This window comes from Phytobacter sp. RSE-02 (assembly GCF_040578655.1).
GTDB classification, from domain to species: domain Bacteria; phylum Pseudomonadota; class Gammaproteobacteria; order Enterobacterales; family Enterobacteriaceae; genus Phytobacter; species Phytobacter diazotrophicus.
Genome location: NZ_JBEULY010000003.1, coordinates 383688 through 407894, shown reverse-complemented (window position 1 = coordinate 407894; position 24207 = coordinate 383688). Strand labels below are relative to the sequence as shown.

At 52.4% G+C, this 24207-nt stretch carries 26 protein-coding genes and 2 pseudogenes; 20 read left to right on the top strand and 8 right to left on the bottom strand.

Features of this window, described 5'->3' with window-relative positions:
• The first annotated feature begins 43 nt into the window (after positions 1-43).
• The 4 genes from ABU190_RS08950 to ABU190_RS08935 are packed head-to-tail and all read left to right on the top strand — an operon-like array spanning position 44 to position 4648.
• Positions 44-988 (top strand): ABC transporter permease, encoded by a 945-nt coding sequence (locus ABU190_RS08950; RefSeq protein ID WP_354691087.1) that lies wholly within the window; start codon positions 44-46, stop codon positions 986-988.
• Positions 985-1845 carry an ABC transporter permease gene (locus ABU190_RS08945; RefSeq protein WP_354691086.1) on the top strand — a complete coding sequence of 287 codons (861 nt, stop codon included), beginning with the start codon at positions 985-987 and terminating at the stop codon, positions 1843-1845. The genes ABU190_RS08950 and ABU190_RS08945 overlap by 4 nt, the downstream gene beginning before the upstream one ends.
• A complete protein-coding gene (locus ABU190_RS08940) occupies positions 1842-3497 on the top strand; it encodes an ABC transporter ATP-binding protein (protein ID WP_354691085.1) in 1656 nt (551 codons plus the stop codon). The genes ABU190_RS08945 and ABU190_RS08940 overlap by 4 nt, the downstream gene beginning before the upstream one ends.
• Positions 3494-4648 carry an alkylhydroperoxidase domain protein gene (locus ABU190_RS08935; RefSeq protein ID WP_354691084.1) on the top strand — a complete coding sequence of 385 codons (1155 nt, stop codon included), beginning with the start codon at positions 3494-3496 and terminating at the stop codon, positions 4646-4648. Before ABU190_RS08940 ends, ABU190_RS08935 begins: the two co-directional genes overlap by 4 nt.
• A 4-nt stretch (positions 4649-4652) precedes the next feature.
• On the opposite strand, the gene ABU190_RS08930 is transcribed toward ABU190_RS08935, so the two are convergent.
• Positions 4653-4913: a hypothetical protein gene (locus ABU190_RS08930; RefSeq protein ID WP_354691083.1), complete on the bottom strand. Its 261-nt coding sequence runs from the start codon at positions 4911-4913 to the stop codon at positions 4653-4655.
• Here ABU190_RS08930 and ABU190_RS08925 point away from each other — a divergent pair.
• The 14 genes and pseudogenes from ABU190_RS08925 (at position 4903) to ABU190_RS08860 (ending at position 16647) form a co-directional block, all read left to right on the top strand.
• Positions 4903-5643, top strand: coding sequence for an amino acid ABC transporter ATP-binding protein (locus ABU190_RS08925; protein ID WP_354691204.1), 741 nt, complete (start codon positions 4903-4905; stop codon positions 5641-5643). The two genes, ABU190_RS08930 and ABU190_RS08925, sit on opposite strands and share 11 nt — an antisense overlap.
• A gap of 10 nt (positions 5644-5653) precedes the next feature.
• A complete protein-coding gene (locus tag ABU190_RS08920; RefSeq protein WP_354691082.1) occupies positions 5654-6352 on the top strand; it encodes an ABC transporter permease subunit in 699 nt (232 codons plus the stop codon).
• 9 nt (positions 6353-6361) lie between these two features.
• Positions 6362-7117, top strand: coding sequence for an amino acid ABC transporter permease (locus ABU190_RS08915; RefSeq protein WP_354691081.1), 756 nt, complete (start codon positions 6362-6364; stop codon positions 7115-7117).
• The gene (locus tag ABU190_RS08910) at positions 7104-7949 is read left to right on the top strand and encodes a transporter substrate-binding domain-containing protein (protein WP_354691080.1); all 846 of its coding nucleotides are present in this window, start codon (positions 7104-7106) and stop codon (positions 7947-7949) included. Before ABU190_RS08915 ends, ABU190_RS08910 begins: the two co-directional genes overlap by 14 nt.
• A 23-nt stretch (positions 7950-7972) precedes the next feature.
• Positions 7973-8494, top strand: coding sequence for an L-2-amino-thiazoline-4-carboxylic acid hydrolase (locus ABU190_RS08905; RefSeq protein ID WP_354691079.1), 522 nt, complete (start codon positions 7973-7975; stop codon positions 8492-8494).
• Positions 8494-9246 carry a VOC family protein gene (locus tag ABU190_RS08900; RefSeq protein WP_193795671.1) on the top strand — a complete coding sequence of 251 codons (753 nt, stop codon included), beginning with the start codon at positions 8494-8496 and terminating at the stop codon, positions 9244-9246. The genes ABU190_RS08905 and ABU190_RS08900 overlap by 1 nt, the downstream gene beginning before the upstream one ends.
• A 13-nt stretch (positions 9247-9259) precedes the next feature.
• Positions 9260-10063, top strand: coding sequence for a pyrroline-5-carboxylate reductase (locus tag ABU190_RS08895; protein ID WP_354691078.1), 804 nt, complete (start codon positions 9260-9262; stop codon positions 10061-10063).
• Positions 10064-10084: 21 nt separating this feature from the next.
• On the top strand, positions 10085-10972 hold the full coding sequence (locus ABU190_RS08890) for an alpha/beta hydrolase (protein WP_354691077.1): 888 nt from the start codon (positions 10085-10087) through the stop codon (positions 10970-10972).
• Between the two features lie 153 nt (positions 10973-11125).
• Entirely contained in the window at positions 11126-11944 is an 819-nt protein-coding gene (locus tag ABU190_RS08885; protein ID WP_354691076.1) for a hypothetical protein, read from the top strand.
• 160 nt (positions 11945-12104) lie between these two features.
• Positions 12105-12878 (top strand): DUF3750 domain-containing protein, encoded by a 774-nt coding sequence (locus ABU190_RS08880; protein ID WP_354691075.1) that lies wholly within the window; start codon positions 12105-12107, stop codon positions 12876-12878.
• A gap of 515 nt (positions 12879-13393) precedes the next feature.
• Positions 13394-14287: pseudogene (locus tag ABU190_RS08875) on the top strand (LysR family transcriptional regulator).
• A 352-nt stretch (positions 14288-14639) separates the two neighbouring features.
• Positions 14640-15215, top strand: coding sequence for a lipid IV(A) palmitoyltransferase PagP (gene pagP / locus ABU190_RS08870; protein WP_354691074.1), 576 nt, complete (start codon positions 14640-14642; stop codon positions 15213-15215).
• Between the two features lie 254 nt (positions 15216-15469).
• Positions 15470-15718 (top strand): hypothetical protein, encoded by a 249-nt coding sequence (locus ABU190_RS08865; RefSeq protein WP_354691073.1) that lies wholly within the window; start codon positions 15470-15472, stop codon positions 15716-15718.
• Positions 15719-16128: 410 nt separating this feature from the next.
• Entirely contained in the window at positions 16129-16647 is a 519-nt protein-coding gene (locus tag ABU190_RS08860; protein WP_354691203.1) for a VTT domain-containing protein, read from the top strand.
• A gap of 167 nt (positions 16648-16814) precedes the next feature.
• Here ABU190_RS08860 and ABU190_RS08855 read toward each other — a convergent pair whose 3' ends face one another.
• Both ABU190_RS08855 and ABU190_RS08850 read right to left on the bottom strand, forming a co-directional pair.
• Positions 16815-17609 carry an SDR family oxidoreductase gene (locus tag ABU190_RS08855; protein WP_354691072.1) on the bottom strand — a complete coding sequence of 265 codons (795 nt, stop codon included), beginning with the start codon at positions 17607-17609 and terminating at the stop codon, positions 16815-16817.
• A 128-nt stretch (positions 17610-17737) separates the two neighbouring features.
• Positions 17738-18199 carry a helix-turn-helix domain-containing protein gene (locus tag ABU190_RS08850; RefSeq protein ID WP_354691071.1) on the bottom strand — a complete coding sequence of 154 codons (462 nt, stop codon included), beginning with the start codon at positions 18197-18199 and terminating at the stop codon, positions 17738-17740.
• A 152-nt stretch (positions 18200-18351) separates the two neighbouring features.
• On the opposite strand from ABU190_RS08850, the gene agp reads away from it, so the two are divergent.
• Complete coding sequence (gene agp, locus ABU190_RS08845) at positions 18352-19593, top strand: bifunctional glucose-1-phosphatase/inositol phosphatase (protein WP_354691070.1); 1242 nt, start codon at positions 18352-18354, stop codon at positions 19591-19593.
• A gap of 33 nt (positions 19594-19626) precedes the next feature.
• On the opposite strand, the gene ABU190_RS08840 is transcribed toward agp, so the two are convergent.
• From ABU190_RS08840 to ABU190_RS08820, 5 genes and pseudogenes are all read right to left on the bottom strand, one after another.
• On the bottom strand, positions 19627-19854 hold the full coding sequence (locus ABU190_RS08840; protein ID WP_039078645.1) for a YccJ family protein: 228 nt from the start codon (positions 19852-19854) through the stop codon (positions 19627-19629).
• Positions 19855-19874: 20 nt separating this feature from the next.
• Complete coding sequence (gene wrbA / locus ABU190_RS08835; protein ID WP_296438766.1) at positions 19875-20471, bottom strand: NAD(P)H:quinone oxidoreductase; 597 nt, start codon at positions 20469-20471, stop codon at positions 19875-19877.
• A gap of 384 nt (positions 20472-20855) precedes the next feature.
• The gene (locus ABU190_RS08830; RefSeq protein ID WP_354691069.1) at positions 20856-21734 is read right to left on the bottom strand and encodes a hypothetical protein; all 879 of its coding nucleotides are present in this window, start codon (positions 21732-21734) and stop codon (positions 20856-20858) included.
• A 183-nt stretch (positions 21735-21917) separates the two neighbouring features.
• Positions 21918-22421, bottom strand: coding sequence for an AP2 domain-containing protein (locus ABU190_RS08825; RefSeq protein ID WP_354691068.1), 504 nt, complete (start codon positions 22419-22421; stop codon positions 21918-21920).
• A 626-nt stretch (positions 22422-23047) separates the two neighbouring features.
• Positions 23048-23242 (bottom strand): annotated as a pseudogene (locus tag ABU190_RS08820) (hypothetical protein); the annotation flags it as partial.
• A gap of 761 nt (positions 23243-24003) precedes the next feature.
• On the opposite strand from ABU190_RS08820, the gene ABU190_RS08815 reads away from it, so the two are divergent.
• Entirely contained in the window at positions 24004-24177 is a 174-nt protein-coding gene (locus ABU190_RS08815) for a general stress protein (protein ID WP_071845896.1), read from the top strand.
• The last annotated feature ends 30 nt before the right edge of the window (positions 24178-24207 follow it).

The following is a 24207-nucleotide window of genomic DNA, read 5'->3' as shown; positions in this document are numbered from 1 at the left end:
CCCCTCGTCATCGGGCGAGGGGCACCGTGAAAGAGGACAAGCCATGGGCAGATATCTGACGGTACGTTTTGGTCAGGCGCTGATAGTGTTATGGGCCGCCTTTACGCTCTCATTTGTGCTGTTACAGGCGCTTCCGGGCGACGCAATATTGATCAAATTCCAGAATCCGGATCTCGGGCTGAGCGCCGATCAAATTGCCCAGTTGCGCCTGAGCTATGGTGCTGACACAGCGGTGCTGACGCAATATGTCCATGCCGTGGTCAGCCTGTTACATGGGGATTTCGGCCTTTCCGTCCAGACCGGCGTGCCGGTCAGTGACTTGCTAAGTGAGAATCTTCCTTCCACGCTCCTGCTGGCGCTGTTAGGGCTGATCGTCGCCACGATCCTGGCCTTTGTGCTGGCGGCACTCTCATTTTTGTCGCCGTTTAGCGGGCTACGCGCGGCGCTGCAATCGCTGCCATCACTGTTTATTTCGGTGCCGACTTTCTGGCTTGGCATCGTGTTAATCCAGATTTTTTCTTTCCAGTTGGGGTGGATCCCGGTTATTAACCCAGGCCCATGGCAGGGCCTGATCCTGCCCACATTGACGCTGGCGTTACCGATTTCCGCGCCGCTGGCGCAAATTTTGATGCGCAGTATTGACCAGATACAAACCCAGCCGTTTGTCGCCGTGGCGCGCGCGAAAGGGGCCAGCCGGGCGGGGGTATTGTGGCGCCATGTGTTGGGCAATGCGCTGTTGCCCACGCTGACCGTGGCGGGGTTGTTATTGGGCGAACTTATTGCCGGCGCGTTGATAACCGAAACCGTATTTGGTCGCAGTGGCCTGGGGCAACTCACCCAGGAAGCGGTCAATACCCAGGACAGTAGTGTGTTACAGGCCATCGTAGTGATTTCCGCCAGCGCTTTTGTGGTGATTAACCTCGCCATCGATCTGCTGTATCCCTTGCTCGATCCCCGCCTGAAAAACAGTACAGGAGTCACCTCATGACGGTCGTTCCTCAGGGGAAGCTCGGCTTCCCGTCATTATACAAACGCGTTCGCGTACCCCGTATTACGCTGCGTCCGGGATTGATTGCCGCCTGGTTGGTTTTGCTGACGGTTGTGCTCTGGGCGCTGTTTCCCGCCTGGTTCACCCATTTCAGTCCGACAGACGGCGTGGCGGGCGCACAGCGTCTTGCCCCCGGCAACGGCTATCTGCTTGGCACCGACCAGTTGGGTCGCGACCTGTATTCCCGCATTGTCTATGGTGCCGTGCATTCACTTTCCGGCGCGCTTATTGCGGTTGGTCTTGGCCTGGCGCTCGGTAGCCTGCTGGGGTTATTGGCCGGGGCGATTGGAGGCTGGTTCGATAGCCTGATCATGCGCGTTATCGATATTCTGCTTGCTATTCCCGGGCTGCTGCTGGCGCTGAGCGTCATCATTCTGCTGGGCTTCGGCACGGTGAATGCCGCCATTGCGGTGGGGATCACCTCGATTGCCAGTTTTACCCGTCTGGTGCGGGGTGAAACCCTGCGCGTACGCCACAGCGACTTTGTCGAAGCGGCATGGGGCAGCGGCGGCACTTTTTTCAGTGTTCTATTCCGCCATATCGTGCCTAACGCCCTGAGTACCGTCTTTGCCTTTGCCGCCCTGCAATTCGGCAGCGCGATTCTGGCTATTTCCACCCTCAGTTTCCTGGGGTATGGCGCACCGCCGCCCACGCCAGAGTGGGGATTGCTGATCGCCGAAGGCCGGAATTACCTTTCAACGGCCTGGTGGCTGACGGCCTTCCCGGGGATTGTCGTCGTGCTGGTGGTACTGGCGGCCAACCGCGTCAGCCAGTCATTACGCAGGGGGCAATCATGAGCCTGAACCTGAGTCTGCAACAGAGCAGCGCCACCGTACCGGTACTGGAGCTGGAGGATGTCACCATCCGTTACCGCACCGCCGAAGGCGATCGCACGGTGGTTGAAGGGGTGTCATTTCAGATCAATCCCGGTGAAGTGGTGGCGCTGGTCGGAGAGTCCGGTTCCGGCAAGACCACCACGGCACAGGCGGTCATTGGCTTGCTCAGTGAAAACGGTCGTCTGACCCGGGGGACGATTCGCCTGAACGGCACCGATATCAGCCGCTGGTCGCAAAAGCAACTGGACGGCATTCGCGGTGCGCGTATCAGTCTGATTCCCCAGGATCCCACCAGCTCGCTCAATCCGGTCAAAACCATCGGTGCGCAGGTTGACGAGATCCTGCGTTTGCACCAGCGCGCGCCCCGTCAGGTGATTCGCCAGCAAACTCTGGCGCTACTGGCCCGCGTTGGGCTGACGCAACCCGAGCTACGTGCGCAGCAATATCCGTATCAGCTTTCGGGCGGTATGAAGCAGAGGGTCTTGATTGCGATTGCCATTGCATTGAAGCCTGCGCTGATTGTCGCCGATGAGCCGACCAGCGCGCTGGACGTGACAGTACAAAAGCGCGTGCTCGATTTACTGGATGAACTGCGGCGTGAAAGTGGCACGGCTGTGCTGTTTGTGACCCATGATTTAGGCGTGGCGGCAGAACGCGCCGACAGGCTGGTGGTCTTCCAGCGCGGACATGTGCAGGAGCAAGGCCCCATTCAGGCGGTGTTGCAGGCACCCCGCAGCCAGTACGCGAGAGCCCTGCTGGCGGATGTGCCGTCGCTCAATCCCACGCCGCGCGCGCCACGGACAAGCGGCGGTGACACAGTGATTCGGGTGGATAATCTGGTCCAGACCTATCCGCTCTCCGCAGACAACAAAACGCTGTTCCGTGCGGTGGATAATTTGTCGTTTAGCGTTGAACGCGGCACCACACATGCCATCGTGGGAGAGTCGGGGTCGGGGAAAACCACAACGGCGCGCAGCCTGCTTGGCTTTCATCGCCCCACCAGCGGACAGATTCTGATCGAGGGGACAGACATCACCCGCCTGAAAGGAGAGCCGCTGCGTCAGTTCCGGCAAAAAATTCAACTGGTTTATCAGAATCCGTTCAGTTCACTCGATCCAGCGCAGCGTCTGTTCGACATTGTGGAGGAGCCTCTGCGCAACTTTGGCCGCTTCGACCGGGCAACGCGCGTGCAGAAAGTCCATGAGATGTTTGAACGCGTGGCGCTACCGCACGAGCTACTGACCCGTAAACCGCATGAACTCTCCGGCGGCCAGCGCCAGCGCGTGGCCATTGCGCGAGCGCTCATTCTGCAACCCCAGGTGCTGGTACTCGACGAAGCGGTTTCCGCCCTTGATGTGACGGTACAGGCGCAAATCCTGCGCCTGCTCGACACGCTCCAGCGCGAGCTCGGCCTGACCTATCTGTTTATCTCCCACGACCTCTCCGTGGTGCGGCAAATTGCCGACACCGTGAGCGTGCTCCACCACGGCAAGCAGGTGGAGTCCGGCCCGGTAGAACACATTTTTAGCCACTCCCGTGATCCTTACACGCGGGAGCTGATCGACGCCATTCCCGGCATGACGCACCGTACTCAACAACAGGAGATTTTATGACGTTGCATGACCCTTTGATTCCGGAAAAAGAGACGGCGTTACACGCTCACGACCTGCTCGACAGCCTGGCCGGGATTGCGCCGGACAGTGAACTGGCCGCTGCTCGCCAGACGCGGGAAGCGGCAACGCGCCATACCCAGAGCAGCTATGAGGCGCTTTTTTCCGCCCGGGCTGTACAGGGAACGCTGACGCTCGCCGTGCGATTCTGGCTGGCGGCGCAGATTAGCAACTGGCTGCGGGACAGCGTGCTGCGCCGCTATTACGAGCAACGCGGCAAGGACGTTACTGTCCCGAACGTGACCCCGGCGCTGAACGCGGCGCTGGCCCATGCCAGGACACTCACGCTGCACCCGGTAAGCGCGCAGGCGACTGACTTACAGACCTTGCTGAACGCCGGATGGTCAGAGGACGACATTGTGACCCTGTCGCAATTAACCGCCTTTATCAGTTTCCAGAGCCGCTTATTGCGCGGCTATCGTTTACTGGCAGACCATGAGGTGGACATCCCCCAGCCACAAGCCGTAACGGCAGGGGAGTGGCATACGCAGCCACAGACGCTTACGGGCAAACGGGCGCCGGTTGCCTTTACCCAGGCAGAGCTCGGCTGGGAGCCGTGGATTGCGGCAAAAGCGCTGCCTGATTTTAACGCCGACGAGCAGGCGACCCTGGCCCGTTTCGGCCATAGCGAGTCGGACTATTTCCGCCTGCTGGGGCGTAATCTTCCCGTGCTTGAGCAGCGTACGCTGACGGATAAAGGGATTTTCTATACCGCGTCGGGACTGCCGCGCGCCGAGCGTGAACTGGCGGCAACCGTCGCCAGTAAGGTCAACGGCTGCATTTATTGCGCCTCGGTACATGCCCGTAAAGCCAGCCAGCTTTCTAAACAGCAAGAGGCGGTGCAACGTCTGTTGGATATCGCCCCCGGTGGCGATTTGGCACAAGGGCAGTCGCCACGCTGGCAGGCGCAGATCAATTTCGTTGCTCGTCTCTCCAGCACGCCCGCACAGGCCAGTGCACAGGATGTGGCGAAACTGCGTGAACAGGGGCTGAGTACCCTGGAGATTGTGGATCTTGTGCAATCAGCCGCGTTTTTCGCATGGGCCAATCGCCTGATGCTGACGCTTGGTGAACCTTACTGGCCGCAGGCGTAAGTCGTTAAAAAGAATATAAAGGATGATCCGCGACGATAAAGAGCGGATCATCCTTTCCCCCACCTTCATTTCCCCTTAATAGTTTAAATATGTCAATTTCCGCAAATACCCCCATTTCGGAAATGTGATTTTCAACTTTGCATATGTATTTTTCTTGTTTGTCTTTATAGACCCACCGGCAATATAGTTTTTGTAAAGAAATAGATGCCGCCGTTGTGCATTTATCAGGGATAGCCCGCTGCGAAAATATAATGATGATTGCCATTGAGAAAATCAGTAAAAGTTTTACTGGCGAAAAAATACTAAAAGAGGTTTCGCTTTCCATTAACGCAGGGGAAATTATCTGCATTATTGGCCCAAGCGGCTCGGGTAAAACGACACTGTTGCGTACGCTGAATTTTCTGGAACCCGCCGACAGCGGACAAATAAAAATTGACGACGCCATTGTTGATTGCGCCAAAGCAGGAAAAAAAGAGATTGAAAAAATACGCGCAAAAACCGCGATGGTCTTTCAATCCTGGAATCTGTTTCATAATCTCACCGCCTTGCAAAATATTACCGAAGGCTTGATCTATGCGCAAAAGCGCCCGCGTCAGGAGGCGGTCGCGGCGGCTGAACGTCTGCTAAAACAGGTCGGGTTGCTGCATAAAAAAGATCACTATCCGAACAGCCTTTCTGGCGGGCAAAAACAGCGTATTGGCATTGCCCGTGCGCTGGCGATTAACCCGGCGGTGCTGTTGCTGGATGAACCCACATCGGCGCTGGATCCGGAGAAAGTCGGCGAGGTTCTGACACTCATTCAGGAGATTGCCGCCAACGGGCAAACGATGATTATCGTGACTCATGAAATGGAATTCGCCCGCCAGGTCGCTTCCAGAGTGGTGTTTATGGAAAACGGCGAAATCGTGGAGCAGGGGCCGCCGGAGCAGATTTTTGGCGCGGCGTTACACACGCGCACACAGGCGTTTCTTGCCCGACTCCGTTTCCACGCCTGAGGCTAATGTAATGAATCCACAACCGTTATTGCGTTCCGACGATCTGTTATTGATTGTGCCGAAATTACTGGAAAACCTGCCGATTACCCTGGGGATCACGCTGGCCTCTTTGTTGCTCGGTCTGGCTCTTGGTCTGGTCGCTACTGTTTTGCAGTTTAGTCGCTCATCGTTATTGAGATGGCTGGCAAAAGCATACACCGATGTGCTGCGCGGTGCGCCGCTGGCGCTGTTAATCCTGCTCTTTTTCTTCGGCGGGAAACTGATTCTCTCAGCGCTGGAACTTCCTGTGCTACTGATTAGCGATATGACTTTTGCCATCCTGTCTATTTCCGTCGGCATCAGCCCTTATTTTGCCGAAATGATGCGCTCGGCCTGGAATGCCGTGGATGTCGGACAAAAAGAGGCGATACGCAGTTTGAATATTCCCTGGCACATTGGTATTGCGCGCGTTATTTTTCCGCAGGGGCTCATTATCGCTATTCCCAATTTCGGCAACCTTTTAATCAATCTGGTGAAGATGACATCGCTGGTAAACATTATTGGTATTGTCGATATTTTTGGTCGCGCACAAAAAATCTCGCAAAACAGTTATGGTGCGAAGCAGGTCGCGGCGTTTATTAGCGTCATTCTCATCTACTGGTTGCTTAACATGATTATCTTTTATCTCACAAATCGTATTGAGAAAAAGTATCAATATTTACTGGAGTAAAAGACGACTATGTTTAGCCTTGATTTTATGCGGGATAATTTCACGTTTATATTAAGCGCGCTACCGGTCACGTTACTGATCACTTTTTTATCGTTAATATTTTCAACGTTATTAGGCGGTGTTTTTGCCTGGGTGATGATTGGCAATGTGCCGTACGTGAAATATCTGGTGCAGGTGTTTATCTCTTTCGGGCGCTCTATCCCCATGCTGGTAATGCTCTATTTTGTCTTTTATGTCTGGCCGTGGATTGCCAGCGGGCTTTGGGGCGAGCCGCAGGATACGCCGTTTAGTTACAAACTCTCACCGCTGGTGGCCGCCGTAACTGCTTTTTCCGTGGTGTTTAGCGCCTACTTTGCCGAGACTTTTCGCTCCGCGTGGAATTCCGTAGAAAAAGGGCAACGCGAGGCCGCATGGTCGATAGGGCTGAGCGGCTTTACCCAGTTTCGACGCATCATTTTTCCGCAGGCGGCGGTATCCGCGCTACCCAACTACACCAGCGTCCTGATTGATCTGATCAAGGATACGTCACTGGTTTACACCATTACGGTGGTGGATGTGATGGCAAAGGCGAATATCGCCGCAGCGCGCGGTTTTCATTATGTGGAGGCCTATTGCATCGTTCTGCTTATTTATATTGCGCTCTGTCTGGTCCTTACCTGGATATTGCGACATATCGAGGTGTATCTCAGTAACCGGTGGAAAAGCCATGCACGTAAAGTGGTTCCATCTCACTCATTTTGGGGAAAGAAATATGTTCAAAAATAAGCTGTTGTTGGTAAGTTCACTGCTCCTGGCAATGAATATCACGGTGGCGCAAGCGGTCGAAAAAAGCCCTGATGCGCAAACTGTTGAAGTGGTGGTGAATGCCAACGGGTTCCCGTTTAGCTTTGTAGACGATAATAACAATATTACCGGTTACGACGGTGAGTTATTAAAGGTCATTGATCAGAAGCTCACCGACTATAAGTTCCATTTTAATGCGGTCTCCCGCGATGCGATGATCGTCGGTCTGTCCACCGGCGCATACACCCTTGCTGCTGACCATTTTTATCTGACAAAAGAGCGTGCGGCGCAATACGCTTACTCCGGCCAGCCTTCGGGCATCAGCGACCTGCGTTTAATTGTGCGTAACAATGAAAACGACATTCATACGCTGGCCGATCTGGCGAGCGGCAAGAAGAAACTGGTGCCGATTCATACATCCGATGCGCGTTATACCGTGATTGATAACTACAACAAAAAGCACCCAGGCCAGCAAATCAATCTACAGCCGAATGGTGAGCAGTCTGCGGCGGACATTTTCAAAGCCGTTGCTTCTGGTGAATATGATGCGGCTATCTATCCGATTGGCGCCTTACTGGCGTTAAACAAAGCGCTGAATCTGAACCTGAAAGCCTCCGAGTCTGTCGGTCTGTTCCCTAACGTCTATCTCTACAAAAAGAGTGCTGACCCGAAACTGATCAAAGCCATCGACACTGAGCTGGAAGCCCTCAAAAAAGATGGCACGCTCGCCGCGTTGTCTCGCAAGTGGTATGACGAAGACGTTTACGGCCTGCCGGGTGCAGAGAACGTCAAAGTGAACACCGACTGGGAATAATCATTCAAGGGGAGTGCTGTCTGATGCGTACAAAACAGCCCGCTTCGGCGCATAACGCGCCGACCCTGGACGATGAGGTTACCCTGGCATTGCGTGCCATCACCGAAAAGCGCGCTGCCACGCTGGGTTATCTGCTTGATGAATCCCGACAACGCAGTCAACCCGATGATTATGCACGTGACGCAATCCGCCGTTATGGGCGTGATATCGGGCATTCCGTGCGTGCGAAGATGCGTCATGACAATGACTTGCAAGAATTTGCCACGGTATTTACCGGTGGGCTGGAATCGCAGGTTTACGAAATGGAGACCGTTTCGGCTAGCCCGTCAGAGTTTATTGTTCTGTTCCACTATTGCCCTTACGTCAATTGCTGGCGTCAGCAGGGGCGAGATGCCCGGCAGATTGAGACGCTGTGTGATATCTGCATGGAAGGGGATCATGCGTTAACCGATGCGTTCGAGGGCATACAGTTAACGGTTGAAGCCGCGCTGGCGCGGGGTGATGCTGCCTGCCGCCTGCGTTTCTACCAGACTCAGGAGGCGTAATGACCACATTAAAATGGGACCATGCCGTGCAGTTTGTTAACCAGCCGCAAGAGGCCATCGCCATCTTTACAGGGCAGAGACTCAACGCGCTCGCCGGTGGGCGTCATCCTGGCTGGGGAACCTGGAATGCACTCAGCTATTTTGGGCTGACCTATATTGAATTTCTCGCCATCGCTGATCAGGCTGAGCTGGCGTCGGCACAGACCGATTTTTTGCTCTCCCGCGATGCGGCGCACCTGTTGCCGGAAAACCAGGCGCTGCATCGGGTGGCGCTACGCACGGATGATATTGACCAGACGCATGCGCAATTGCGCAGCAAAGGATTGCAGGTCTCGCCGGTAGTCGATGGCCAGCGTAACGACCCGCAGGGCAATGTGATTAGCTGGCGCATCTTCACCATCGATGGGGATTTTAACGGCCTGCCTTATCCCTTTATTTTGCAATGGGGTGAGGACGATAACGCCCGGCTGGCGCGGCTACGTGCTCAGGGGCTCGACAGGCCACATCCCGCAGGCGAAGTGACATTACAGAGTGCCATTTTTGACGTGCAGGATCCGCAGGCCGTGCGAGCACACTGGCATAAGTTGTTTGGTTTCAACGAATCGCCGGAAGGGCTGGCGGTGGGCGAACAGCGCTTTATCTTTCGCCAGAGTGCGGCTAATCGGTTAGTTGAACTGGTCTTTAACGTCTCTGACCCGGCGCTGAAAGGCCACCGTTTTCATGTAGGTAACGGCGAATATCGCTTTCAATAAGGAGAGGCGGCTCATGGCAAAAGTCCATTTTATTGGTGCCGGGCAAATGGCGGAGGCGATTATTCGTGCCTCTCTGGCGGCGGGAACACTCCATTCGCAGGATATTTCGCTTGAGGATATCGACCCAAACCGTATTGCACTGCTCACTGAACGTTATGGTCTGGCGCCGGAGCGGCAGAACGGGCAACGGCTACACGAGGCTGCGCTGGTGGTACTGGGGATCCGCCCGCAGGATGATTTAGCGAGTGTCGCTGCGCGTATTCAGCCTCATCTTTCTGCCACAACAACGGTGGTCTCTCTGATTGCCGGAGTGACATTGCACCAACTGGAAGCGGCGTTGGGGACGGGAAAATCCATTGCCCGCATTATCCCCAATACGCTTACCGACACCGGGTTTGGCTACAGCGGGGTGGTTCTGAATGCGCAGGCGAGCGCCGAACAGGTGGAACCTTTTCTCAACGGCTTTGGCAAAGTGCTCTATCTGCCGGAACGGCTTATCGATATCTTTACCGGCTTCGGTGTTGCCGGGCCGAACTACATTTATTACTTTATCGAGTCGTTTACCGACGCGGGCGTTCTGGCCGGTCTGTCGCGTGCGCAGGCAAGCGAAGTGGTGCTCGAAAACCTGCAGGGGGCGGTAGAGATGCTGCGCCGAAGCCAGAAACATCCAAGACAGCTTCTGGATATTAACAATTCGCCAGCAGGCGTCGGGATCCATGGGTTGTATGAGCTTAACAACAGCGATTTTGCCGCAGGCCTGCAACGCAGCGTGCTGGCGGCGGTGAAACGTACCCGAGAGCTGGGTGAGGCACATTAAACGTAATCAGGAGCGATCGCTATGAAGAAAAAACACACATTAATCCTCGCCGGGCTGCTCTGCGTGATGGGGGCATTGAGCACATCTGCGACCTGGGCTGTTACGCCTAAGTCCCCGCTTGCCTGGGGAGACCGCTGGAAAAAATTACCGCGAACACCTGCTCCTGTTGCCGTGCTGAAACCGGCGTATGCCAGCGTCAACGGTATACAACTCTATTACGCAACGGCCGGAGAGGGGAAGCCGGTGGTGTTACTCCACGGCGGTCTGGCTAATTCCGATTACTGGGGCCTGCAAGTTGCCGCGCTGGCAAAAGATCATAAGGTTATCGTGGTCGACAGTCGGGGGCACGGGCGCAGTACGCGCGACGAACGGCCTTACAGCTACGACTTAATGAGTGATGATGTGGTGGCGTTGCTCGATCACCTGAATATTCAGAAAGCGGATATTGTCGGCTGGAGCGACGGGGGGATTATTGGTATCGATCTGGCGATTCGCCACCCCACACGAGTGAACCGTATTTTTTCCTTTGCCCCTAACACCAAAACCAGCGGTGTGAAACCCGATACCGAGAAGAACCCGGTCTTTGCCAGCTATATCGAGCGGGCGGGCAATGAATATCGCAAGCTTTCCAAAACCCCGGACCAGTATGATGCCTTTGTCGATCAGATAAGCCATATGTGGGCAACGCAGCCCAACTGGAGCGATGAGGATCTTAAGAAAATCTCCAACCGGGTACTGATTGTCGACGGCGATCATGACGAGGCCATTGTGCGTGAGCACCTGGAATATATCGCCAATACGATCCCGAAAGCCGGATTGCTGATATTGCCGAACACCAGCCACTTCGCCTTTATTCAGGCACCGAAGGAGTTCAACGAGGCCATCCTGAACTTTATCGATTACAAGTGATATTCAGGCCGGGTAACCGGCCTTATTTTTTTCCCTTCTGAGTACTGACCTTCCACTGCGGCCTGTTGAGCCCACTGAACAAAAAACTATGGTTTAACAAAACGTTGCCGATAACAGTTTCACTGAAACTCTATGAACAGGGAAAAGGTATAAATGAATCTGGCAACCTTTCTTGGTAAACAGGTGCTCGGCATATTGGCGGGTTACCAGCAGGACAATGTGGTTATTCATGTCTGTGGTGTTTTTATTCAGTCGGATAACAGCCTGCGGGTTTACTTCCCAAAAGGGCATACGTTTTCGGCAGGGGATTTCGTTACCCTGCATCTGGATAACCGTTCGGGCGTTGATGAGTTCGATGCGGAAATCAGCGTATATCGCGCCTCGTATAAAGGCCGCGTTATCAGTCAGGAAGAAGACTGGGTGGTTGTCGCGCCACGGGAATGTCAGTTGATTCACGGAATGAGCGTCGTGCTTGAGATCCGGGAAGAGGGATATCAGTTCCCGGCTGACAACAGGCCCGAACTGCCTGTGCCATTCACCACGCTGCGCAATATGCCTGAACCTGAATCAAAAGATGCGGTGAATAAAGTTGGCGTATTGATTACCATGGCCAACGAGCAGCCGCACACCACGGTGCTGGCGTTTTTATCGTCCGTCGATGATGATATTTTCCTCATTACCTTCCCGCAGATGTTCAAATCCAGGCTGCTAAAACGTAATCCACATTGTTTTTTTGCCATGGATGAACGTGCTCACTATACGTTTGAGCGGGCGATTGAATGGAACTACACCATTGTGGAAGGCGAGGCCTCTCTGGTGCCACCAGATAGCCCACTTTATGAGACCATTCGGGAAGCATTTATCCGCAAAAATCCCTGGGAAATGGGTTTCTTCCTGCAATCGGATGTTGAGATGTACCACATCAAACGTCGACAACTGGTGTGCTCAGGTGCAAGAGGAACGTTGCGCTAGTTTTGCGATGTTGTCATCGGGGTCTGAAAGCGCGAACACTTTCAGGCCTGTCCGGGGAAGATACGGGCTTTTGCGTTATGTGCTAAGGGCGTACTGCAGTACAAAAAACGACAGTATACTCACCGGACGCGTCGATATTCCCTTCTGATAGCAGGGTGCCATGACCCCGATAAAAACGCTTTGTTTATGTATTTTTTGCATCATTCTGCTTTCTCTAATTGCCAGTCTCGTCCAGGCGATGCACCAACGTGAATCGCGGGTGCAGGAAGGGTGGTGGGCCGCCAGGCGTGATTCTTCTGGCATGGCACCTGATGCCCGGCAAAATGCCCAACTGGCGATTGTTCAGGTTTATGCCGCGCCGACATGGGGCTGGAAAGGCGTGGTGGCTGTGCATCCATGGATTGTGTTTAAGCGTGCGGGTGATACGGAATACAACCGCTACGAGGTTGTCAGTTGGGGTGGCGGCGAAAAAGTGCGACGTAACCGCAACGCGCCGGATGGCTACTGGTACGGGGCGAAACCCCGCCTGCTTGTTGAACACCGTGGCGCGCAAGCCGAGGCGATGATCCCGCAGATTGAGGCGGCCATCGCCTCATACCCGTGGCCGGATACCTATCACGCCTGGCCCGGACCAAACAGCAATACGTTTGTTGCTCATATCGGCCGTGTCGTGCCTGCTTTAAAACTGGATATGCCCGCTAATGCGGTGGGCAAAGATTTTCGCTCGCTGCGCAACCCCATTGGTTTACCCCCGTCCGGGCGCGGTATACAGGTGTCGCTGCTGGGTATCGCGGGCATGACCCTGGGTGCCGAAGAGGGATTTGAGCTTAACGTCCTTGGCCTGAGTATGGGGCTGGATTTCACGCCGTTGCGGTTGCGGCTGCCGTTTATTGGCGGGGTGGGGCGCGATAATCTGCAAAACAGTGAGCCGTGAGGCGCCAGGGAATATATTGAATTATCATGGAGAGACTTTTTCCATCCGCAACTTTTCCCCAACTGTTTTGCCTTTCTCGCCGTCAATCCAGTACGAATCTTGTCCCCCGGTTTTTCGGGGGCATGCTACCCTCTTTAACCTGTTTCCCGACATTGTTTGCGTCTGAGCGTGGCTTTTTATGTCATGATATGGCAATTAATATTCCCTTCACGAAACGATGTGTTCAATAATGGGGGAATTAAAGGACGGGTAGTATTATCCTTTTGATGTATCAATAATACGATTATTTAAATTCGCGTAATTATTAATAGAGAATAATATTTTTTATCTCAAACACTCATGATATAGCCTCATTTTAGAGGGCGCTTCCTGTGGATTAACACAATTGTTAGACAGGGGCTTCGTCTTATGCGTTATTTTTTATCTTTATCAATGAGATTTATACATATGTTTCCTCTGTGATGCGTAGTAGTATTGAATACGATTAAATAAAAGTATTTGGCAACGGGGCTGTGATGCTAAGAGATAATTTTAACGATCTATTCTACTTTATCGTCGTTGCCCGTGAACGCAGTTTTACTCGAGCAGCAGCAAAATTGGGATTATCTCAATCGGCATTGAGCCATTCAATTCGTGGGCTTGAAGAGCGTCTGAAAATACGTCTGTTAACCCGTACTACCCGCAGCGTCGCGCCTACGCAAGCCGGTGAGTTTTTAATTAATAGTATTGCGCCACGCTTTGCGGATATAGAAAACGAATTGATCATGTTGAGCAACATGAGTGAGAACATTGCCGGGAATATCCGCATTACGCTCGGTGAGCATGCGCTGCAATCTACCGTCTGGCCCGCGCTGAAACCCTTTCTGCAGGCATATCCGGATGTGCATGTGGAACTGGTAATCGATAACACGCTGACCGACATCGTCAGCGGGCGTTTCGATGCGGGGGTACGTCTGGGCGAGCAGGTGGCCAGAGATATGGTCGCGGTGCGTATCGGGCCGGACTGGCGGATGGTGGTGGTGGGTTCGCCCGACTATTTTTCTCGCTACGGTAAACCGCAAACGCCCCATGATTTGCAGCACCACAACTGCATCAATCTGCGCCTGCCGACTCTGGGAGGCTTGTATGCCTAGGAGTTTTCAAAAAACGGTCAGCAACTCCGCGTCAAAGTCGAAGGGCAGCTTACGTTTACTAACCTGTCCTCCCGTCTTGATGCCGCTTTGTCTGGTATGGGGTTAGCCTTTGTCCCGGAAGATTGCGTCAAACAAGATATCGCTGATGGGAAGTTACTCACTGCCCTGGACGAATGGTGCGAACCCTTTCCGGGATATTACCTTTACTATCCCAGCCGCAGGCAGCATACCCCGGCCTTTGCCCGGTTAATTGAAACCTTGCGCTATCACCCGTAATCGGTGCGATGGGGTAGACGCTTGCCGTCAGCGGGAGTCGACCATAATTCCCGCTCTCAATATTGCATTGCCGCTTACACACAGTTTAAAAATAGTTACAACATACTATGGTTTCGGACTGCCTCGCCATCCATTGACCCTTTATCCGGGAAATGCCGTTTTTGCAGATGATTGCCGTCACGTTTGTTTAAAGATTACTACGCTTATTAAGAGTGATCTGCTTCTCAGGAAAGCTTCAAAAATTTATGTTTTGTTTAATGTGGGGACAGTAGTGTTTACCACCATTAAATAAAGACCTGACAGTAGACAGTGACGTTTATTTCAGGATGGCAAATGTATTATGAGGTGGTAGATGTTAAGGCTATTCATTGTGTGCTGGGCTATTGGGTGGGCAGCTTTCGTCCCGACTGATGTAGAGGCGGCCATTTACGGCGAACAACGGATAGCGCAATGGTGGGACGGGTTTAAACAAGATGTGACTGAAACCTGGGACCATCCACAGAATTATGATCTCTATTTACCTTTTCTCACCTGGCATAACCGCTTCACCTACGACAAAGAAAAAACGGACCGCTATAACGAGAGGCCGTGGGGCGGCGGTTTTGGTGTGTCCCGCTATAACGCCGATGGAAACTGGAGCTCATTGTATGCCATGGCGTTTAAGGACTCCCACAACAAATGGGAGCCTATTATCGGCTACGGCTGGGAAAAGGGCTGGTATCTGGATCAAAACCGTGATTTTCGTCTGGGGCTTGGTTTGACGGCAGCGGTGACCGCGCGGCAAGATTTCGCCAATTATGTTCCTTTGCCTGTCGTGCTGCCGCTGCTTTCTGCAAGTTATAAACAGGCCAGCGTGCAATTTACCTATATTCCAGGCACTTATAATAATGGCAATGTCCTCTTCGCCTGGTTCCGCTACGGTTTTTAACCGCAGGCAGATTACGCAAAAGGATAAGAGTCGTGCATGTGATCACTGCAACTTATGGGAGAAAGCGCCCGTGTTTATCGGTATGGCGATAAACACGGGCTTTGACGCATAACCGATTGCTGCGCAAATTTCGACACATTGTTGACGTTGCATTGCGCTATGGAATGTTATTTTATAACAGTTAATGGCGGTTGCGGGCTGCCAGCATGTAGCGACTTATCAAAATGACGTCTTCCTTTTGAGGGCAATACCCTATGAAAATCAGTCAGATTTTAGCGATTTCGTTGTCGGTTGTTTCTGGTAGTGCGATGGCGTTTCAGGCGAAAGATAAAGATCCCGCTGAATTTTCCCGCCAGCAGATTCGTGGGGCAGAATTTGCTATCTATGATCAGGCCATCAGCACGCAGGGAATGCCTGGTTTAAGCCTGGGGAGTTGCGCTGCCACACCGGTGAGCGGCTGTAATTGCCCGTTCTGCACCATGTTGCGCAGCCAGCGCGTCTGAGCCTTTAAGGTGAATGCAGTTGGTTCAGGCGAGTCTGTCGCGTCTGAACCCTCAGCCTTAGGCTGTCACAATCCTCTTCCTGCCAGGTAGTCGTTATCTTCAACACATACATGTGCGGAATATCGTCAGCATCTCATTTCGCAAGAACTCATTCCCGCGCTTTTACTACACAACACATTGCGTAAGCGTAATAAAATCGAGCTGCCTGTATTGCACGATGGCATCGCTAAAATGGGAATTATCACTGACAAAGTCATGATGCGACATTGCCTGTTTTACACTTAACGGTCTCTTTAAATCGCCAGAACCCTATTCCGCCTCACCCGGTTTGTTGAGGTAATATTTAAGACAGACCCTGTTCAATACGCTAAAAGGGAATGCCCGAAATGTTAACGGACGCCGGAATGAATATGGAGTGGTTGAACAGCCTGCTTGCCCATTTTGCATCACACCCGGTGCAGATGTTCGCGCTGCTGTTTATGGTGGCGTTTAGCAAATCCACGGTGCTCATCTCCACCGTGCTTCCCCCGGCGTCGGTGATGCTGGTCGCGGCGCTCTCCGCAAGCCATTTAAGCCTGCCGCCGATCATGGCGTGGCTGGCGGTCACCGCAGGGGCAACGCTCGGTTCGCTGGTGAGTTACCATCTGGGCTTACTGATGACCCATAGCGACCGTTTTCATCGCGTGACATCCCGGCATGAGGAGGCATTGCTGCGCGTTCGCAGCAAGTTACAGCGCAATAGCGCCGTGGTGCTGTTTACGTCCCGTTTTATCGCCTTGCTGCGCTATCTCGTTCCGCTTGCGGCAGGAATGCTGCGCCTGAATCCGGGCAAAGTTTATGGCATCTGCCTCTTTTCGTCTGCCATATGGGCCGCGCTGTTTGTCGGGGTAAGTGCAGGCATTAATCTGTTCCTGCCGCTACTTTTTTGATGCGAAGCGAAAGAGGTTCCGCTCCGCTCAGATTTACAAAATCCAGGTGCCACCATTCCCATCATTCTGCGTTGAGGGGTATCGCTGGATACAACGGCGTGAAGTAACCGCGTCTTGCGTGAAGCGTTCGCCAGTGGAGGTTGCAACTGGCGAACCGGATTTCACGCTCAGACTATTGGGTAGCGAGAGGCGGGCGTACCGTTACGTGATGCGCTGAACAGCGCCAGACGCGCCTCTTCCCAACGCTGCCACAACTCAAGGTCTTCTACGGGTGGAATGGTCACCAGTTCACCCTGATCCAGGCCTGCCAGCGCCGCGTCCACCAGATTTTCGGTGGTCATTACCGACCCGGCGGGCAGTGAGTCCAGCGTCACGCCGGAGTGTCCCCAAATTTCTGTCGCCGTCGCGGCAGGCAAAACTGCCTGAATACGCACTGCGCTTTCGGCAAACTCCTCCTGCAAGCCACGGGTGAAATTCAGCACCCAGGCTTTGGTGGCGCTGTATACGGCGCTACCTGCCCGGGCGTGAAAGGCCAGTACAGACGCGATGTTGATGATGGTCCCGCGGTTTTGTTCAACAAAGCGTGGCAGGGCCGCTAGCGTCAGGCGCATCAGCGCCGTGGTGTTGAGTGTATTGAGCGCTTCATGCGAATCGGCATCTGAGGAGAGAAACGGCGCGAGATTGGCGGCCCCGGCATTATTCACCAGCAGCTCGATGGCACTATTTTGCCGTAACGTCTCTTCGACACGTTTGATGCCATCTGTTTCGCTGAGGTCGGCAACCAGTGTCGTCACGCTGACGCCGTAGCGTTTTTCCAGCGCACTGGACAGCGCCTCCAGGCGGTCAGCGCGTCGTGCCACCAGCACTAAATCGTAATTGCGGGCCGCCAGTCTGTCTGCATAAACCGCACCAATGCCTGATGATGCGCCAGTGATAAGCGCGCTAATGCGTTGCGTAGCCATTCTCTTACCTCGTTAAAACGAAAGGGGGATAAAAGGTTTCATAATGAAACCAAATCCAGCATGAGATATTTGGTTTTATAATGCAACCATTCAGCGTGGCAAAATGTGCGATTCGCGATCGCCGGTTATTAACGTGTTGATTTATCGATATCAGGATAGCGGGGCGCGATCTCGTCGGGTTGCAGGACGCGGCCATCTTCTGCCAGCAGTTGTAATTTTTGCAATGGCCGGCGATGCCGGGCATCAACGAGCACCGTACCCTGCTCATCCCCGGCAAAAAGATGGTCATTGCCCCATTGCGACAGGGCAACCAGCACGGTTTGCAGAGCGCGGCCTTTTGCGGTCAACACATATTCCTGCCACGCGCTGCCATCGGAGGCGGGCTGTAATTGCAGGATATCTTCATCGACCAGCAACTTAAGACGCGTGGTGAGCATATTTTTGGCGATACCCAGACTTTTTTGAAATTCACCGAAGCGTGTCATGCCACGCAGCGCATCACGCACGATCAGTAACGACCACCAGTCTCCAACCACATCCAGTGAACGGGCGACGGGGCAGGTGCTGGCTTCAAGACGGGTACGTTTCATATTCACTCTCCGGTTAATGGTTTTATTATAAAACTACTCAGCCCTGTGGGAAAGCAATGTTGTGGCAGGCCACTTCTGTGCCCTAATTCACTGCAAAGCGTTACAAATGTGTCACACTTTCTGTTCACCACTATCAGGATGAGGAAGTCAGGATGAAGCCGTCTACATGGACACTCGCGCTTGCCGCGCTGCTACCGTTCACCACAACCGCGCAGGCAGACACTGTGCCGCAGGGTTATCAGCTTGAACAAGTGCTGATTATGAGCCGCCATAACTTACGTGCGCCGCTGGCGAACAACGGTAGCGTGCTGGAACAATCCACCCCCAACAAATGGCCGGAATGGGAAGTCCCGGGCGGGCAATTGACCACCAAAGGTGGCGTGCTTGAGGTCTATATGGGCCACTACATGCGGGAGTGGCTGGCCGGGCAAAAACTGGTGACCTCTGGCGAATGTCCGGCACCGGGGACCGTTTATGCCTATGCCAACAGCCTGCAACGTACGGTTGCGACCGCGCAATTCTTTATCACCGGCGCGTTTCCAGGGTGCGATATTCCTGTCCACCATCAGGAAAAAATGGGGGCGATGGACCCGACATTTAACCCGGTTATAACGGATGGAACCGCCGAGTTTGGCGAGCAGGCGATTAAAGCGATGGAGGCGCAACATCAGCACGATGCGCTGGGTGAAAGCTATAAATTGCTGGAAAAAATTGTCCGCTATGACCAGTCACCTTCTTGTAAAGAGAAGCAGAACTGTTCACTGGCGACGGCCACCGATACCTTTAGCGCGTCGGTACAACAGGAGCCTGGGGTTTCCGGGCCGCTGAAAATCGGCAATTCACTGGTAGATGCTTTCACGTTGCAGTATTACGAAGGCTTTCCGTTGGATCAGGTCGCGTGGGGCGAGATCAAAACCGAGCAGCAATGGCGTTTGCTCTCAAAGATCAAAAATAGCTATCAGGATGCTCTGTTTACGTCACCTGATGTGGCGCGCAATGTGGCGAAACCACTGGTGAAATACATTGATAAAGCGCTAGTGACCGATGCGGCAAACACGCCGAAAGTGACCGTGCTGGTAGGTCATGATTCCAACATCGCATCGCTGCTGACCGCACTTGATTTTGCGCCATATCAGCTTCATGACCAGTATGAACGCACACCGATTGGCGGCAAAATCGTCTTCCAGCGCTGGTATGACAGCGAGCGCAAACGCGAGTTGATGAAAATCGAGTATGTCTACCAGAGCAGCATCCAGTTGCGTAATGCGGAGGTGCTGACCCTGAAAGCCCCGGCGCAACGCGTGACGCTATCGCTGAAAGGCTGCCCGATTGACGGTGAGGGATTTTGTCCGCTGGAGAAATTCAATGCGGTTGTGAGCGCGGCGGCGAAATAAAAGAATCCCCCGCGCAGGCGGGGGAGAGTCTTATCAAACGTTTTGACGCTCAATCGTTTGTTCACCCCAGAAGAGCGAATCTTTGTCGGTTTTTTCGAAGGCGCGAATCAGAACCTCATCGCTGCCTTCTTCCCAAATTTTTTCGGCCAGCGCCTCGTCGTAACCTGCAACCTCGAAGATCGCTTCGGCAATTTCCGGTGAGGTGTTGCGTAAGCTGGCCCATTCCCCAACGTGGTGGGCTTTTGTATCTTGATTAGGCATTCATCTCCTCCTGTGGAAGCTTAGCCGTTCAGTTTGACTGCCAGACCGGCAACATATTCACCCTGGTAACGGGCAATCGCCAGTTCTTCGGGGCTTGGCTGACGCGAACCGTCGCCCCCGGCGATGGTCGTTGCGCCGTAGGGGGTGCCACCGCGTACCTGAGAAACATCAAACAGCTCTTGCGCAGCGTAACCGATGGGCACAATGACCATGCCATGATGTGCAAGCGTAGTCCATGTAGAGGAAATGGTGTGTTCCTGGCCGCCGCCGGTTCCGGTAGAGCTAAAGACGCTGGCCAGCTTGCCGTAAAGCGCGCCGGAGGCCCACAGCCCGCCCGTCTGGTCAAGGAAGGTGCGCATCTGGCCGGACATATTGCCAAAGCGGGTCGGGGTACCAAAGATAATGGCGTCGTACTCGGCCAGCTCTTGCGGCGTAGCGACTGGCGCATTCTGTGTTTTCCCGCCGGCTTTCAAGAACAGTTCAGCGGGCATGGTTTCGGGTACACGCTTGATAACCACCTCTGCGCCTGACACTTTCTCTGCACCTTCTGCTATTGCATGGGCCATGGTTTCGATGTGTCCATACATGGAATAATAAAGCACCAGCACTTTAGCCATTTTCATCACTCCTCGTTTTGATGTTACCAGACGGCATTTTGCCGCGTTCACTTAAGCGTATGCCCTGGTGGGCAGAGTGCAAATTTGAACGTCATTTCCTTGATTGATAACAATTTGCCCAGGGGCGTGTGGCGGTTGCGGCTAAAGGCATTTCAAGCGCCGCACTCTTTTGTTGCCGATGCTGCTTGCGGAAATAAAAAAGCCCCAACACCGGGGGATGAAGGGGCGAACATAATGTCTAGTTGGTTTACTTACCACCACCGCTCAGGTTTCCCACCTTTGCGGTTTCGATGTGTCAATTCTACTTAAAGTGTTTATCAAGTCAATTAGCTGACATTGATTTATCATTGAAAAGTCATGGATGGAGTCTTTTTAATATCTTTTTTACTGCTTAGGCATCTGAAATTCGAACTTGTCTAAGGTGAGATCGCCTGCTTTCTGAATCGCTTGTGAAAGCTCGGCATAGAATTTTTCGAGACCGTACTCTTTGATTTGCAATAAAGTGGTTTGAATCGGTGCACAAAAAACGTCAGCATGACCAGCCGCAACTTTTTTATTGTTCGGCGGTAACTCACCCGTAATCGCTTTAAACCAGGTTCTTGTTGCGCCTTTGAGCGGCGTCGGTGCTTTACTGATGTCATCCTGGCCGATTAACACTTGCATGGTTGGGAATTGATTAGCGAGGACAGCATCCGAGAGATGTGAAAAGAACTGGCTGAACATTTCAAAAGAATTAAGGTCATGCACTTTTGGCTGAGTCGATAACCTGTTTTTATTGCCGATTCTACTTGCGGGGGGTTGAGTGTTAACAGCCGACGTGCTGGCGTTAATGGTATCCAGTTGGAGATTAAACAGCAGATCACAGTGAACTCTTCGCTCGTTGACATCGGTAAATCTTTCAAGGAACTCTTTAATAAACTGCACAATCGTCTGGTCGTGCATTTCCTTGTTTTTAAGCCATGTTTCACGCATAAATTCACCTGGCTCCGGGTACCAGTCAGGTGTTTTCGTGAGAGGGGGCTTAATCTTGCCTTTGCCATCAAATTCGATGAACTCTTTACCATCACCAAACGCAAAACAGCAGTTTTTGAAATCGGGCATTAACTGACCATCGCGGAAAGCAATGGCGCCTTTAATCCAGTGAACCAACTCAGGGGTGATTGAGTAGGTGGTATCTTTTGAATCACGCAAAACATGACTAAGATCGGCTGGGGTTTTTAAGCCTGGGTCAATACCCGAAATTTCAAGAAAGATGTGTGCCATTTATAAGTTCCTTGTAGGTTTACCAGGCCACTATAACAAAGATGTTACTTTTCGACCAGTGAAGGGTAAGCCTGGAAATTGTGAAAAAAGATTACGTCTCATTTTCCACAAAAAAGTGATGGACCAAGATTAATGAAAGTCATCACAATGGAACTCAAACAAACGTCTTTTCATTACACATTTTTACTGCCACTTTTGGCTGGCAGCTTCGTTGTAAGCGCTGGCCGCTTCCTCAATGGTGTCAAAGGTGCCCAGCGCTTTTAATTTGCCATTAACCTGAATATGCGCCCGAAAACGAGAACCTCGCTGACTTACCCCTTTCACACCTAATTTGTTTCTTTTTCGATGCTGACGGTAAGCCTGACTTGCTGCGCCAGTAGACTCGCGCAGATTGGCTATCCGGTTATCTCTTTCGCCACGCTCATTTAACCTCGTACAACAATGGTCAATCAAATCAGGTAATACGCCTTTCTCCAGCCACCATATCAGGCGATGCGTGCGATAAAGGTTCTTCTGGAATCGAAAGCGTCGATAGCCGTTATGTACCAATACGCCTATTTCATCGCCGATTTTTACGCGTTTACCCGGGCTGACGGCCCAAAATACGCGGCCTTGTTCAGCATCGTATCGGATTAGCGGTTTGAGTTTAATGAAGGCTGCAATCTCATTAGCGATTTTCTGTTTCACACATTCATCCCTGTCAGCAGACATCTATAAAGTCAGGATAACCAGCTCAGAACAACCAATATGACGATGATGACGCAAAAGGCTTTAAACGTCTTACGTGACTCGGCGTAAGCGGGGTTCGTCACTGTGGTTCTGGTTTCGCCGCGCATTCTTCAATACTCTGAATGGATAAATGTCGGTTAATTTTTTTGCGCATTCCGACAACTAAAAAGGCTGCAAAAAAGCAGCCTTCAGTAACGGGGAACGATTTAATGCAAATATCCCTGAACCACACGATTTTTCAGAAGGGCAACCTTACCCGATTTGTACAACACCACCTGATAAAACCCCTGAGAATAAACATCACTTGTTTCGCCATGTTCATCCCATGCCGCGGGTTTATCATCAATATAAACTTGCTGACCATCGATCCTGACGGTGACCCCATATCCTTTAACGGTCCGTGTCGCAGGTGCGGTATTGATATGGCAGTTGGGGATCTGTTTTTGCTGACCGGGGGTGAGGGCTATGCCTGCGTCGATAAAACGCCGCAGATCGTCGCAGGAAATAGTGTCCCGGTTTTTATGTGCCGCCTGGGCGAATTGCGTTGAATCATGATGATGTTTATATCCCGCCGCCGGTTCGACAGGGTAGAGCGCCTGAGCATTACGCATCGCCTGTGCTTGCGCCTGGGCGTTGATGCCGTTTTGACGGTTCTGTTCAGCGACATAGCATGCATCGCGTGAAATGCCCTGGGCCTCGCAATCATTCATACGTTGCGCAGCGCTTGTGCATCCTGCCAGAAAGGCCACCGGAACAAGTAAAAATAACTTTTTAATCATTATAATCAATAACCTTGCTAATCATATTAAAGGGTGGCGGTGTTCATTTTTGTGTTGCGATACCCGCCAGGGCTTTGTCGCAGCACCATCACGGAATGCCTGCGCCTGTAATGGTTTGGCATACGCAACGTTCAGTACTGGTGCTGCGAAAATAGTCAGCGAAATGGCACTTAACGGCAGTTGAATGTTTGTGCATGAGAAAGCAGTTTTACGCTTTTAAAGTCATTAATATGTCTTATAATGTTGTGCATTCTAGCCTTTGGTTTTATTTGGTCAAGTCTTTTCATTGATTATTTTTATTGTTATTTTAAGTCTTAATTAAGTCAATGATTTTAAAGTGTGTGGATAGTCTGAGGTATCACCTGAACGTTTGCTGTCTGTACCACTCTCTGGATGGCTGAATAGTATCGGTTGGCGTGGCATTGCGTTTATATCGGCGGGTGAAAGCGGAGGGGGGATATATCATTGATTATTCTCTCATTAATTAAATGTACCTGGCTTGTTGCAATTTGACACATTTTAAACGTAGCCGTTTTTTTAAAGCATAAGAGCGGCTTATCATTTTGCTGCTTAAAAAATCAACGATTTGCCCGATTTCCTGTTGCAGGATATTACGATTCACTGGCTGATTAACCTTGCTCTACTAAGCTTAGTTTCACGTGGCGAAGACATCGGTACATTGATGTCGCCGCGCGGTGAAAGAATCCTCTTTTACTGAATGCAGTATGATGTCTAATGTTTCACACAACCGGAGGTCAGAAATGGCAAACCATCGTGGTGGTTCAGGTAATTTCGCTGAAGACCGTGAAAGAGCATCAGAAGCAGGTCGTAAAGGTGGCCAGCATAGTGGGGGTAATTTTAAAAATGACCCACAACGTGCCTCGGAAGCTGGTAAGAAAGGGGGCAAAAGCAGTCACGGTAGCCGCAGCAGCTAGTATTCAAGTGTTGTGGTAGCGGTTCATCCT

Coding starts and splice junctions, on each gene's coding strand:
- ABU190_RS08910 (WP_354691080.1), top strand. CDS start 7,104: ATGTTCAAAAATAAGCTGTTGTTGGTAAGTTCACTGCTCCTGGCAATG.
- ABU190_RS08935 (WP_354691084.1), top strand. CDS start 3,494: ATGACGTTGCATGACCCTTTGATTCCGGAAAAAGAGACGGCGTTACAC.
- ABU190_RS08945 (WP_354691086.1), top strand. CDS start 985: ATGACGGTCGTTCCTCAGGGGAAGCTCGGCTTCCCGTCATTATACAAA.
- ABU190_RS08950 (WP_354691087.1), top strand. CDS start 44: ATGGGCAGATATCTGACGGTACGTTTTGGTCAGGCGCTGATAGTGTTA.
- ABU190_RS08900 (WP_193795671.1), top strand. CDS start 8,494: ATGACCACATTAAAATGGGACCATGCCGTGCAGTTTGTTAACCAGCCG.
- ABU190_RS08865 (WP_354691073.1), top strand. CDS start 15,470: ATGAAAATCAGTCAGATTTTAGCGATTTCGTTGTCGGTTGTTTCTGGT.
- ABU190_RS08860 (WP_354691203.1), top strand. CDS start 16,129: ATGGAGTGGTTGAACAGCCTGCTTGCCCATTTTGCATCACACCCGGTG.
- ABU190_RS08895 (WP_354691078.1), top strand. CDS start 9,260: ATGGCAAAAGTCCATTTTATTGGTGCCGGGCAAATGGCGGAGGCGATT.
- ABU190_RS08920 (WP_354691082.1), top strand. CDS start 5,654: ATGAATCCACAACCGTTATTGCGTTCCGACGATCTGTTATTGATTGTG.
- ABU190_RS08925 (WP_354691204.1), top strand. CDS start 4,903: ATGATTGCCATTGAGAAAATCAGTAAAAGTTTTACTGGCGAAAAAATA.
- ABU190_RS08915 (WP_354691081.1), top strand. CDS start 6,362: ATGTTTAGCCTTGATTTTATGCGGGATAATTTCACGTTTATATTAAGC.
- ABU190_RS08850 (WP_354691071.1), bottom strand. CDS start 18,199: ATGAAACGTACCCGTCTTGAAGCCAGCACCTGCCCCGTCGCCCGTTCA.
- ABU190_RS08905 (WP_354691079.1), top strand. CDS start 7,973: ATGCGTACAAAACAGCCCGCTTCGGCGCATAACGCGCCGACCCTGGAC.
- wrbA (WP_296438766.1), bottom strand. CDS start 20,471: ATGGCTAAAGTGCTGGTGCTTTATTATTCCATGTATGGACACATCGAA.
- ABU190_RS08885 (WP_354691076.1), top strand. CDS start 11,126: ATGAATCTGGCAACCTTTCTTGGTAAACAGGTGCTCGGCATATTGGCG.
- ABU190_RS08930 (WP_354691083.1), bottom strand. CDS start 4,913: ATGGCAATCATCATTATATTTTCGCAGCGGGCTATCCCTGATAAATGC.
- ABU190_RS08855 (WP_354691072.1), bottom strand. CDS start 17,609: ATGGCTACGCAACGCATTAGCGCGCTTATCACTGGCGCATCATCAGGC.
- ABU190_RS08880 (WP_354691075.1), top strand. CDS start 12,105: ATGACCCCGATAAAAACGCTTTGTTTATGTATTTTTTGCATCATTCTG.
- ABU190_RS08840 (WP_039078645.1), bottom strand. CDS start 19,854: ATGCCTAATCAAGATACAAAAGCCCACCACGTTGGGGAATGGGCCAGC.
- agp (WP_354691070.1), top strand. CDS start 18,352: ATGAAGCCGTCTACATGGACACTCGCGCTTGCCGCGCTGCTACCGTTC.
- pagP (WP_354691074.1), top strand. CDS start 14,640: ATGTTAAGGCTATTCATTGTGTGCTGGGCTATTGGGTGGGCAGCTTTC.
- ABU190_RS08830 (WP_354691069.1), bottom strand. CDS start 21,734: ATGGCACACATCTTTCTTGAAATTTCGGGTATTGACCCAGGCTTAAAA.
- ABU190_RS08940 (WP_354691085.1), top strand. CDS start 1,842: ATGAGCCTGAACCTGAGTCTGCAACAGAGCAGCGCCACCGTACCGGTA.
- ABU190_RS08890 (WP_354691077.1), top strand. CDS start 10,085: ATGAAGAAAAAACACACATTAATCCTCGCCGGGCTGCTCTGCGTGATG.
- ABU190_RS08815 (WP_071845896.1), top strand. CDS start 24,004: ATGGCAAACCATCGTGGTGGTTCAGGTAATTTCGCTGAAGACCGTGAA.